The organism is Mesorhizobium erdmanii USDA 3471, assembly GCF_000472705.1.
GTDB lineage: Bacteria > Pseudomonadota > Alphaproteobacteria > Rhizobiales > Rhizobiaceae > Mesorhizobium > Mesorhizobium erdmanii.
This window is the reverse complement of sequence record NZ_AXAE01000011.1, coordinates 176,326-186,427: the sequence shown is the minus strand read 5'-3', so window position 1 is coordinate 186,427 and position 10,102 is coordinate 176,326. Positions and strand designations below refer to the sequence as shown.

Annotated in this window: 12 protein-coding genes; 7 read left to right on the top strand and 5 right to left on the bottom strand. The window is 62.4% G+C overall.

Going from position 1 to position 10,102, the window contains the following annotated elements; genetic code table 11:
• Positions 1–4 precede the first annotated feature (4 nt).
• The 3 genes from A3AU_RS0106075 (at position 5) to A3AU_RS0106065 (ending at position 1,909) form a co-directional block, all read left to right on the top strand.
• The gene (locus tag A3AU_RS0106075; protein WP_027051995.1) at positions 5–373 is read left to right on the top strand and encodes an Hpt domain-containing protein; all 369 of its coding nucleotides are present in this window, start codon (positions 5–7) and stop codon (positions 371–373) included.
• Positions 374–473: 100 nt separating this feature from the next.
• Positions 474–794 carry a 2Fe-2S iron-sulfur cluster-binding protein gene (locus A3AU_RS0106070; protein WP_027051994.1) on the top strand — a complete coding sequence of 107 codons (321 nt, stop codon included), beginning with the start codon at positions 474–476 and terminating at the stop codon, positions 792–794.
• A gap of 83 nt (positions 795–877) precedes the next feature.
• On the top strand, positions 878–1,909 hold the full coding sequence (locus tag A3AU_RS0106065; RefSeq protein ID WP_027051993.1) for an NAD(P)/FAD-dependent oxidoreductase: 1,032 nt from the start codon (positions 878–880) through the stop codon (positions 1,907–1,909).
• A 64-nt stretch (positions 1,910–1,973) separates the two neighbouring features.
• Here the strand turns inward: A3AU_RS0106065 and A3AU_RS0106060 are convergent, their stop codons facing one another.
• On the bottom strand, positions 1,974–3,455 hold the full coding sequence (locus A3AU_RS0106060; protein ID WP_027051992.1) for an MDR family MFS transporter: 1,482 nt from the start codon (positions 3,453–3,455) through the stop codon (positions 1,974–1,976).
• A 233-nt stretch (positions 3,456–3,688) separates the two neighbouring features.
• Positions 3,689–4,312, bottom strand: a complete 624-nt coding sequence (locus A3AU_RS0106055; RefSeq protein ID WP_027051991.1) for a DUF922 domain-containing Zn-dependent protease — start codon at positions 4,310–4,312, stop codon at positions 3,689–3,691.
• A gap of 114 nt (positions 4,313–4,426) precedes the next feature.
• Here A3AU_RS0106055 and folP point away from each other — a divergent pair, with 114 nt between their 5' ends.
• The 3 genes from folP to folK all read left to right on the top strand — a co-directional run bounded on the left by folP (position 4,427) and on the right by folK (position 6,239).
• Positions 4,427–5,293 (top strand): dihydropteroate synthase, encoded by an 867-nt coding sequence (gene folP / locus A3AU_RS0106050; protein ID WP_027051990.1) that lies wholly within the window; start codon positions 4,427–4,429, stop codon positions 5,291–5,293.
• Between the two features lie 90 nt (positions 5,294–5,383).
• Positions 5,384–5,743 (top strand): dihydroneopterin aldolase, encoded by a 360-nt coding sequence (folB, locus tag A3AU_RS0106045; RefSeq protein ID WP_027051989.1) that lies wholly within the window; start codon positions 5,384–5,386, stop codon positions 5,741–5,743.
• Positions 5,727–6,239 carry a 2-amino-4-hydroxy-6-hydroxymethyldihydropteridine diphosphokinase gene (gene folK / locus A3AU_RS0106040; protein WP_027051988.1) on the top strand — a complete coding sequence of 171 codons (513 nt, stop codon included), beginning with the start codon at positions 5,727–5,729 and terminating at the stop codon, positions 6,237–6,239. Before folB ends, folK begins: the two co-directional genes overlap by 17 nt.
• Before the next feature lie 13 nt (positions 6,240–6,252).
• On the opposite strand, the gene A3AU_RS0106035 is transcribed toward folK, so the two are convergent.
• From A3AU_RS0106035 to A3AU_RS0106025, 3 genes are read right to left on the bottom strand one after another with little or no spacing between them, the layout of a single operon-like run.
• A complete protein-coding gene (locus A3AU_RS0106035) occupies positions 6,253–6,492 on the bottom strand; it encodes a hypothetical protein (protein WP_027051987.1) in 240 nt (79 codons plus the stop codon).
• A 17-nt stretch (positions 6,493–6,509) separates the two neighbouring features.
• Positions 6,510–7,055, bottom strand: coding sequence for a DUF924 family protein (locus A3AU_RS0106030; protein ID WP_027051986.1), 546 nt, complete (start codon positions 7,053–7,055; stop codon positions 6,510–6,512).
• 14 nt (positions 7,056–7,069) lie between these two features.
• Positions 7,070–8,905 carry a monovalent cation:proton antiporter-2 (CPA2) family protein gene (locus A3AU_RS0106025; protein WP_027051985.1) on the bottom strand — a complete coding sequence of 612 codons (1,836 nt, stop codon included), beginning with the start codon at positions 8,903–8,905 and terminating at the stop codon, positions 7,070–7,072.
• 161 nt (positions 8,906–9,066) lie between these two features.
• Here A3AU_RS0106025 and A3AU_RS0106020 point away from each other — a divergent pair, with 161 nt between their 5' ends.
• A complete protein-coding gene (locus A3AU_RS0106020) occupies positions 9,067–10,056 on the top strand; it encodes an AraC family transcriptional regulator (protein ID WP_027051984.1) in 990 nt (329 codons plus the stop codon).
• Positions 10,057–10,102 lie beyond the last annotated feature (46 nt).

The following is a 10,102-nucleotide window of genomic DNA, read 5'->3' as shown; positions in this document are numbered from 1 at the left end:
GTTCATGCGTGGCGAAAGCGGCATTGCCTTCTCAATGCCCGGGGGCGACGTATCGGGAACAAGACAGTCCCGACCGGTCGATTTGGCACACCTTGCCCGGCAAACGATGGGCGATCGCGCCCTCGAGCAGGAGTTGCTGGCGCTGTTTGTACAGCAGGCGCTGTCGGTGCGCGACAAAATAGTCGATGCCGATGTCAAGGATCGGCTGCTGCTGGCGCATGGCTTGAAAGGGTCGGCTCGCGGCGTCGGCGCCTTCGCCATCGCTGATTGCGTCACCGAGATCGAGCAGCGGCCGGAAGATCGCCAAATCCTCAAGCGGCTTGGCACGTTGATCGACGAAGTGCGCGATTTCATCGCCGCAATCAATCGCTGATCCTGGTTTGCAGAAAAACGTCACGGAGCGGCGTTTTCGCGCGGCAGTTGACTTGTCTGCCGGAGTGATTATCTCGGGCGAAACTCCCTTCAGGTGACAAATGACCAAGCTGACCTTCATCGCCCATGACGGCACCCATTTCGACGTGGACGCCGAAAACGGCTCGACGGTCATGGAAAACGCCATTCGCAACGCCGTGCCAGGGATCGAGGCGGAGTGCGGCGGCGCCTGCGCCTGCGCAACCTGCCACGTCTATGTCGATGATGCGTGGACGGCGGAGGTCGGCGAGCCGGAAGCTATGGAAGAGGACATGTTGGACTTTGCCTATGACGTCCAGCCCAATTCCCGGCTGTCTTGCCAGATCAAGGTGCGCGACGCGCTCGACGGCCTTGTGGTGAGGGTGCCCGAGCGCCAGGGCTGAAAAAGCCGATTTTTCCCGCTGCCGCTTGGCAGCGAGCCGGTGGTCATGCAGTCTCACGCCAACTCAGCAGCGAGGCATAGCGCATGACCGGGACCATCAGCACAGACGTCCTCATTGTCGGGGCAGGGCCGGTCGGCCTGTTTGCCGTGTTCGAACTCGGCCTGCTCGACCTGAAATGCCATCTCATCGATATTCTCGACAAGCCCGGCGGCCAATGCGCGGAACTCTATCCGGAAAAACCGATCTACGACATTCCCGGCTGGCCTTCGATCTCGGCGCAAGGGCTGGTCGACAAGCTGCTCGAACAGGTTGCGCCGTTCAAGCCCGACTTCACCTACAATCGCATGGTCTCCAGCCTCGAGAAGCTTGAGGATGGAGGCTTTCGTGTCATCACTGACGAGAACGAGGTGTTCGAGGCCAAGGTGGTGGTCATCGCAGCCGGCGGCGGTTCATTCCAGCCGAAACGCCCGCCGATCCCGGGCATCGAGCCCTATGAAGGCAAGAGCGTCTTCTATTCGGTGCGCCGGATGGAGGATTTTCGCGGCCAAGACCTCGTCATCGTCGGCGGCGGCGACTCGGCGCTCGACTGGACGCTGAACTTGCAGCCGGTGGCAAAGAGCATAACGCTGGTGCATCGGCGCCCCGAATTCCGCGCGGCGCCCGACAGCGTCAACAAGATGTACGCCATGCAGGAGGCGAAGCAGCTGGAATTCAGGGTGGGCCAGGTGACCGGTCTCGCCGGGACCGATGGCCAACTGTCATCGGCCACCATCAAGGGCGGTCCGGATGGCGATGTCGAAGTGCCGTGCACGCGTATGCTGCCGTTCTTCGGCCTGACCATGAAACTCGGGCCGATCGCGGAATGGGGGCTCAATCTTCACGAGAACCTGATCCCGGTCGACACCGAGAAGTTCCAGACGTCGGTCCCCGGCATTTTCGCTGTCGGCGACATCAACTGGTATCCTGGCAAGCTGAAGCTGATCCTGTCGGGCTTCCATGAGGTGGCGCTGATGGCGCAGGCCGCCAAACGCGTCATCAGCCCTGGCGAGCGGATCGTGTTCCAGTACACGACCTCGTCGACAAGCCTGCAGAAGAAGCTTGGTGTTTCAGGCTAGCTTATGTTGATATTCAGGGGATGTCCGCATGACCTGAGTATCAACATACCCTAAATCACGGTCCTTACTCCGCCAGGATTGGCGCCGGATTGTCGACATGGCCGCGAAGCTCTTTCTCGGGCATCAGCGTCAGCGTAATGAGCCCCAGCACCAAAGTGGCGGCGGCGACGAGAAAGATCATCACAAAAGGTTGGACCGATGCGACATGTCCAGCCATCTGCACGCCTTCGCCGGCCAGCGGCAACCCATAGCCAAGAGCGACGGCGCCGAGTATCGCGACACCCAATGCACTGCCCAGCGAACGCAGGAAGGTCAGTACGCCCGTCGCTACGCCAAGGTGGATGCGGTCGACAGCGTTTTGCACGGAGACGGTGGTTACCGGGAACGTCGTTCCGGTTCCCAGTCCGATACAGATGGTCAGGACTTCGACGACAATCAGTGATGCATGGCCGGCGACAAAGGCCAGCAGGCCCATGCATAGGGAGGCGAAGATGACGCCGGTCATCGCGATGCGCTTGTAGTGGGTGAAACGCGGTATCAGGCGACCGCTCGAAGCGGCCCCGCCAACGGTACCAAGCAGAAGGCCAAGCATTGCAATGCCCGACTGGCTGGCCGTGAGGCCAAGTATCGACTGCAGGTAGACAGGCAGGTACACGGCAAGGCCGACGCTGGAGGCCTGGAACAGGAACATCGACAGAGTGCCGGCGAGCACGATCGGGTTGCCCAGCACCTCGAGCGAGATGAGCGGTTCGGCGGCTCGCATAAGGCGTAAGGCGAAGGCGCTCCAGAAAACAGCGGAGCATGCCAGGACGCCAATGATTTCCGGCGATATCCAGGGGTAGGCGCTGCCGCCCCAGTTCAACGCCAGCAGCAGCAGGGCCGTGGCCACGATGAGCAGCAACGCGCCGAGGCCATCAATACTATGGTTCTTGGCGGCGATCGGCAGCTTCTTGAGTGGCTTGTTGATGATCGCCATCGCCAGGAAGCCCAGCGGGATGTTGATCCAGAAGATGAGCGACCAGTGCAGATGTTGCGCGAAGGTGCCGCCCAGCAACGGTCCGGCGACGCTGGCGACGGCCCATGTGCCGGAAAACCACGCCGCATAGCGCGCGCGTTCGCGCGGCGGAACGAGGTCTCCGACCACGGTCTGCGTCAGTGCGAAAAGGCCACCGCCACCGGCACCCTGGATTGCGCGTCCGAGGACCAGGACGAACATGTTGGGGGCCAGTGCACTGACCAGCGATCCGGCGAGAAAGATAAGGATTGCCGCATAGACAGTCGGCCGGCGGCCATAGACATCGGAGATTTTGCCGTAAAGCGGCGCCACGGCGGTTGCCGTCAGAAGGTATCCGGTGACGATCCACGGCAGGTATTCGGCATGGCCGAGTGAGCGCCCGATGGTCGGCATGGCAGGCGCGACGATTGTCTGGTCAAGCGCTGCCAGCAGCATGGACAGGAGGACGCCGCCGATAATGGCGTTCTTCTCGCTTTCGCTCAGCGGTGTTGCGGCAGCCGCGATGGTCTGCTTGTCGACAGCCTGGTCCATAGTCTTTTGTCCATGTGCGTTGCGCGCTGGTCGGGTCACCGATTGGGCTTGTCTGGTGCTTGCGCCGCGCGCTCGGTCGTGATGCCCGTGTTTCGAGGGGTGTGCTCTGACAACCCGTCATATGTCGTTCCGTATAGGCCGATTTCGACCCCTGTTCGAAAAGTTTTTCGAAGCTGGCATTACGCTTCGGTCCGGTTGGCTTGCATCGGCCGCATTGCGTGCGCCGACGAAATTCAGGCTGGCGGCGGCAGCCGGCCGTTCTCGATGCGCTGGATGCGATAGCGCATGAGCCGCAGGATACGGCTTTCGAAATTGACGCTCTCGACACGATCGAACTGCACCTGGGCGCGGTCGTGCTTGGCGAGAATGGCGGCGGTGATCTCGGCCGCCTTGGCCTTGGCGGCATCGCAATCCTTCTGCGGATAGGTCGCCTTCAGCGCGTCTTCCAGCGCGCGGCCATGGTTCTTGGCTATCTCGACATGGCGTTCTTCATGGCGCTTGATGTCGGCGGCCAGCGTATCCCAGAACAGTGTCACGTCGGGGTCCGCCTTGCGCGGGCGGCGCCATTGCGGAAGGATCACCTTGACCTTGACGGTCACGACCGCGTCGGCGATCCGGCAGGAGCCGGCCTGCTTTGCATAGCTGATACGGCTGGTGAAGGCCATCTGGGTGGCGCCGGGGTGGCGCGAGCCCGTGCTTTTGACCTGCGGTCCATGGGTGGAAAGCTGCTGCTCGATGTCTTCGAGCGTGCTGCCGCCGATGGAAAAATAGCTGTATGTTTTCACAAGATTGGCCGCGCTCGCCGGAACGGCGGTCACGGCAAGCATCAGCGCGCAAAGCAGGGATCGTTTCATCATATTGCCTCTTCGACCACCTTGCTTTACGGCCGTTGCCGGCGCAACGGAATTGATCCTTTGCGGATCACACATCGTTGATGAACCCTTGGTTGATGAGCCCATGGTTGACGCGCAATGACGGCGAGGCGATGGCAGCTGGCGCATGGACGCCATCTCGACCTTGGCGGCAAGGCCGTGGTCGTCGGCATCCTCAATGTCACCCCCGACAGTTTTTCCGACGGTGGTCTGTTCGATGCGCCCGAAGCGGCGCTGAACCAGGCGCACCGCATGGTTGGGGAAGGGGCTGGCATCATCGATGTCGGCGGAGAATCGACGCGGCCGGGCGCCGCCACACTATCGTCCAGCGAGGAACAGGCGCGTATCCTGCCGGTGATCGAGGCACTGGCGAGCGCCAATGAGGCGCTGATATCGGTCGACACCTATCGTGCCGAAACCGCGCGGCTTGCGGTGGCTGCCGGCGCCCATATCGTCAACGATGTCTGGGGTCTGCAGCGCGACCCCGACATTGCGCGGGTCGCAGCCGAAACCGGCGCCGGTCTCATCATCATGCATACCGGGCGGGACCGTGAGAAACTGCCCGACGTGATCGCCGACCAGTTTGTGTTCCTGGAAAAATCGTTGGAAATCGCGCGTCGCAACGGCATCGCGGACGATCGCATCGTGCTCGATCCCGGCTTCGGCTTCGCCAAGGAGACTGCGCAGGAAAATCTCGATCTGATGGCGCGGTTCTCCGAGCTTCATGCGCTCGGCTTCCCGTTGATGGCAGGCACCTCGCGAAAACGCTTCATCGGCACCGTCACCGGGCGTGATGCGGCCGACCGCGCTGCCGGGACGGCCGCGACCAGCGTCATTCTGAGGCTCAAGGGCGCGCATCTGTTTCGCGTCCACGATGTCGCAATCAACGTGGACGCGCTGGCCGTGGCGGATGCTATGCTGGCTCTTGAAAACGCCGCATCGGCCGGAAATCGGAATCGGTTTTAGGAAAGCACGATGTGTAGATTCAAAAGTGCTAGAGCGTACTTCGTGCGTCCAGGTGGACGCACGTCGCTCTATGGACCGGGACGCTGAGCCATGTATGTCATCCGCCTGAAGAACTGCGCCTTCTTTGCCCGGCATGGCGTGCTCGACGAGGAAGAGGCGCTCGGCCAGCGTTTCTATGTCGACGCGGTGCTGTCGGTCGAACCTGGGCGCGCGCTTGTCGACGACGCCATCGGGGAAACCGTCAACTACGGCATTGCCTTCACGGTGATCGAGGAGATCATCACCGGCCAGCGGCGCTTCCTGATCGAGGCCCTGGCAATGGAAGTGGCTAAGGCGCTGACGGCGCGGTTTCCCCAGATCAAGCGGGCCGAAATCACTGTGCGCAAGCCGAACGCCCCGGTACCCGGCGTGCTCGATTATGTCGAGGTGACTGTTGTCTGGCCCGAATAACACCGTCTACCTCAGCCTCGGCGGCAATCTGGGCGATCCGGCGGCCTCGATGGCGGCCGCGCTGCGCCTTCTGGATGCCGATGCGGAGACGCGCGTCAGCGCCGTCTCCTCGCTCTACCGCACGCCGCCCTGGGGCAAGCTCGACCAGCCGGATTTCCTCAATGCCGCGGCCGAACTGTCGACCCGGCTTTCGCCTCGGGCGCTGCTCGATCTTTGCCTCGATGCGGAGCGGAAGCTGAAGCGGGTGCGCGAGGAGCGCTGGGGGCCGCGCCTGATCGACATCGACATTCTGGTGTTCGGCGACCGCATCATCCATGAGACCGGGCTGGAAGTACCGCATCCGCGCATGCTGGAGCGCGCCTTCGTGCTGGCGCCGCTGGCCGAGATCGCACCGGACCTTGCCGTCGGCGGACGAAGCGTGTCGGCGCGCCTCAGCGCAGTCGACGCCGCCGGCATCGAGCGGTTGCCGGCCGGTCGCGACTGGTGGCTGGCTTAGCGGACCAGTATGGTTAGCCGACAACAGCTTCTGTTGGTGGAAGGCGAATCTTGGCGGTGGCAATCATCCATTCAACCACGTCCAAGGGCGCTTGAGGCTGAGATAAGGTAACCGTCATCTTCCCAGCGACATCTGAGTAGAAAATCTCGCCCACTACGCGACCATCTTGGTCGAGAAGCTCCAGATACATGCCGTCCCGTTGGACATCGCTCCCGATGATGGCATCGTAGTTGCGACCGGCTAACTCAACCATTTCTCGGCCCCCTGTAATCAGCCCGAAAACCCGCCGCCATCGAGAAATGCCTGCTCCGTCGCCGTGGTTTCGCGGCCAAGCATTCTGTTGCGGTGGGGAAACCTTCCGAAGCGCTGGATGATGTCGAGATGTTCCAGCGCGTATTTCAGATTGAACTCGGCCCTGGCGGTGTGCAGTTCCACTGACATGTGCTGGTCGGCAAGGTTTTCAGAGTGTTCGAACGGCAAATACAGGAATACGCGGAGTTCGGGCTCCAGCGCCAGATCATGCCCGGCAGCGACGGCTTTTTGAGCGAAATGCTTCGCCAGCGAGTCGGTGGCGAACATGTGACTGGTGCCGCGAAAACAATTGCGCGGAAACTGGTCGAGCAGGATCATCAGCGCCAGCGAGCCTTCGGCGTGTTCGGACCAGTCGTCGCATTCGCGCCGCGCGGCGGCATAATGCAGGTCGAGAAAGCGGTCGCGGAAACCGGCATCGAAAGCGTCATTCTTCTCGAACCATGCATCCTCGCCGGCGTCACGCCAGAATTTGGTGACCGACAGGGCCTTGGCGTCCAATTCCATGCATGATTCCCTGTTCAGTCGGCGGTTTCGGACTTGTGCAGAACGCCGGCCGTCTCCTCGTTGAGGGCCTGACCAGGGCGGCGTGGCGTGGAGAGCGGTGTCGGAATCGGCGTGCCGATATTGCCCCGCAGGAAGCGTTGGCCGGCGCGAATGCCTTCGGCGAGCTGGGTTTCGAAACGGTCGGTGTCGCGACGCCGGACGTCCTCGATCGTTTCGGCCACGTCTTCAGGATCAACGCCTAGCGATTCCAGGGCCGAGCCGCCGAAAACCAGCGCCGATTCGAAGGTCTCGCGCAGCTGATAGTCGACGCCGGCACGAATGAGCTGCAGCGCGGTGCCACGATCGAAAGCCCGGGCCAGCACGGTGAGCAGCGGAAATTCGGCCTTGACCAGCTGGGCGATGCGAACGGCGACATCGGCCTTGTCGACGCAGATCAGCACGGCGCGTGCCCGACCGGCGCCGGCGGCGTGCAGGATATCCAGCCGCGTGCCGTCGCCATAGTAGACCTTGAAGCCGAAATCGGCGGCCGCCTGGATCATCTCGACATCATTGTCGATGATCGAGACGTCGATGCCGCGCAGCAGCAGCGGCTGGCTGGCGATCTGGCCGAAGCGGCCGAAACCGATGATCAGGACGCTGCCGGTCAGGCCGTCGGCGACATCGACCCCGTCGAGCGACTGTTCGTCGCGCGGGGTGACATAGCGCAAGCCGATGATCGCCAACGGCGTCAGCACCATGGAGATGATGACGATCGCCGTCAGTGTCGCATTGGCCTGGCTGTCGATGATGCCGACGGCCGCGGCGGCGGAGTAGAGGACGAAGGCGAATTCGCCGCCCTGCGCCATGAAGACCGCGCGTTCCAGCGCTTCGCGATGGCCGGTCTTGAGGACGCGCGCGACGATGTAGATGCCAACCGCCTTCATCACCATGTAGGCGACGACATAGATGGCGATCAGTCTCCAGTTCGCCGCCACCACATGCAGGTCGAGCGACATGCCGACCGCCAGGAAGAACAGACCGAGCAGGATGCCGCGGAAGGGCTCGATGTCGGCCTCCAACTGATGGCGGAAGGTCGATTCGGACAAGAGAACGCCAGCCAGGAAGGCGCCCATCGCCATCGACAGGCCGCTGAGTTGCATGGCGAGCGCCGACCCGAGCACGACCAGAAGTGCTGCGGCCGTCATCACCTCACGGGCACGGGCATCCGCCAGGATGCGGAAGAATGGATTGAGCAGATAGCGTCCGGCCAACACCAGTCCGACGATCGCGGCGAGGCCGATGCCGACCTCGGTCAGCCTTTCCGACAGGCTGGTATCGGCGCCGCCCGGCGCCAGGAACGCGATCAGGGCCAGCAGCGGCACGATGGCCAGATCCTCCAGCAGCAGGATGGAGACGATGCGCTGGCCTTTCGGCGAGGCGATCTCGCCGCGTTCCTCGAGAAGCTGCATGACGATCGCCGTCGACGTCAGCACGAAACCGGCCCCGGCGACGAAGGATTGCGAGATGGGAAAGCCTCCGGCCACACCGACACCGGTCAACAGCACCGCGCAGACGCCGACTTGCAGCGCTCCAAGCCCGAAGATTTCGCGACGCAGGCCCCAAAGCCGCGACGGCTGCATTTCCAGTCCGATGATGAACAGGAACATGACGACGCCGAGTTCGGCGACATGGAGGATGGCCCCCGATTCGGAAAAGACGCCGATGCCGAACGGGCCGATCACCACGCCGGCGGCCAGATAGCCCAGGATCGAGCCGAGGCCCATGCGTTTGAAGATCGGAACGGCGACGACGCCCGCGGCAAGCAGCGCCACCACCTGAATGAGATCGCTGCCTGATGCTTCCGCTGCCATGCCTCTTGTCCCTGTGTCCGACATCACTCCTTGCATGCTGTTGGAGCGAGAGGCAAGGGCGGGGAACCTGCCAGGACGGGTAGGGTGCCGTTGAAGCGATTCCTCTTGTGGAACAACGGTCTTCGCTTGCCTGTCGGACGATTGGTATCTATACGGGCAGGATGTCTGACTATTCGTCCCGACCGTCCTCGGCGCACCATATTCCAATGGACGCGCTCAGCGAAGTCCTACAAGACTTTCGCTTGAGTGGCGTCAACTATGGCCGCTGCGAGCTCCGCCACCCATGGAGTATCGCTTTTCCTGAACAACCCCTCCTTCGTTTTCACTTTGTAGGTCAGGGTCCATGCTGGATCCACACCGAAGCGCAGGGATGGCAGGAGTTGCGCGATGGCGATCTGGTGCTGCTGCCGCAAGGCATTGCCCATCGGCTGGCCAGCGCGCCGGACGTTGCAGGCGGCTCGCTCGATGATTGTCAGGTGACCAAATTGGGGAGCAACGTCTGCGAAGTGGTGCGGGAAGGCACTGGCGCGACAAGCACGCTTTTCTGCGGCTCCATGGCCTTGGGCGCCTGTGCGCTTAACCCATTGATCACGTTGATGCCGCCTATCATCAAGGGTTGCGACGTTGCCGGCAATGATCCGGTCGTTGGTCCTTTGCTGGCGGCCATGACCGCGGAGGCCGCGCAGCCGCAGATGGGTAGCGCCACGATTCTGTCGCGTATGGCGGACCTGCTGACAGCCCGGCTTATTCGCTGCTGGGTCAATTGCACGGGCGCTTCGACCACCGGTTGGCTTGCTGCCATCCGCGACCCCCATATTGGCCGCGCTCTGGCAGCCATGCACCGAGACCCCGGCCATAACTGGACCCTGGAAAGCCTCGCCGGGCTGGCAGGTCAATCGCGCTCGATTTTCGCGGAGCGCTTCAGCGCCGTATTGGGAGAAGGCGCGGCACGCTATCTCGCCCGCCTGCGCATGCAGCTTGCCCGCGAGTTGTTGGGGCAAAACGGCTTGTCGGTGGCCGAAGTTGCTACCCGCTTGGGCTATGATTCCGAGGCATCCTTCGCTCGCGCGTTCAAGCGCATCACCAATGTCTCGCCGGGTGTTGTGCGCCGCACAAGTCCCGGACGAATGGACATGAATTTCGGATTTTGAGATACATATCATCCGGAAGGACTCGTCTATGAATGTCTCCAACCTT

Excerpts from the sequence above, each read along its gene's own strand:
- A3AU_RS0106075 (WP_027051995.1), top strand. The coding sequence starts at position 5 with ATGCGTGGCGAAAGCGGCATTGCCTTCTCAATGCCCGGGGGCGACGTA.
- A3AU_RS0106070 (WP_027051994.1), top strand. The coding sequence starts at position 474 with ATGACCAAGCTGACCTTCATCGCCCATGACGGCACCCATTTCGACGTG.
- A3AU_RS0106065 (WP_027051993.1), top strand. The coding sequence starts at position 878 with ATGACCGGGACCATCAGCACAGACGTCCTCATTGTCGGGGCAGGGCCG.
- A3AU_RS0106060 (WP_027051992.1), bottom strand. The coding sequence starts at position 3,455 with ATGGACCAGGCTGTCGACAAGCAGACCATCGCGGCTGCCGCAACACCG.
- A3AU_RS0106055 (WP_027051991.1), bottom strand. The coding sequence starts at position 4,312 with ATGATGAAACGATCCCTGCTTTGCGCGCTGATGCTTGCCGTGACCGCC.
- folP (WP_027051990.1), top strand. The coding sequence starts at position 4,427 with ATGACGGCGAGGCGATGGCAGCTGGCGCATGGACGCCATCTCGACCTT.
- folB (WP_027051989.1), top strand. The coding sequence starts at position 5,384 with ATGTATGTCATCCGCCTGAAGAACTGCGCCTTCTTTGCCCGGCATGGC.
- A3AU_RS0106035 (WP_027051987.1), bottom strand. The coding sequence starts at position 6,492 with ATGGTTGAGTTAGCCGGTCGCAACTACGATGCCATCATCGGGAGCGAT.
- A3AU_RS0106030 (WP_027051986.1), bottom strand. The coding sequence starts at position 7,055 with ATGGAATTGGACGCCAAGGCCCTGTCGGTCACCAAATTCTGGCGTGAC.
- A3AU_RS0106025 (WP_027051985.1), bottom strand. The coding sequence starts at position 8,905 with ATGGCAGCGGAAGCATCAGGCAGCGATCTCATTCAGGTGGTGGCGCTG.
- A3AU_RS0106020 (WP_027051984.1), top strand. The coding sequence starts at position 9,067 with ATGTCTGACTATTCGTCCCGACCGTCCTCGGCGCACCATATTCCAATG.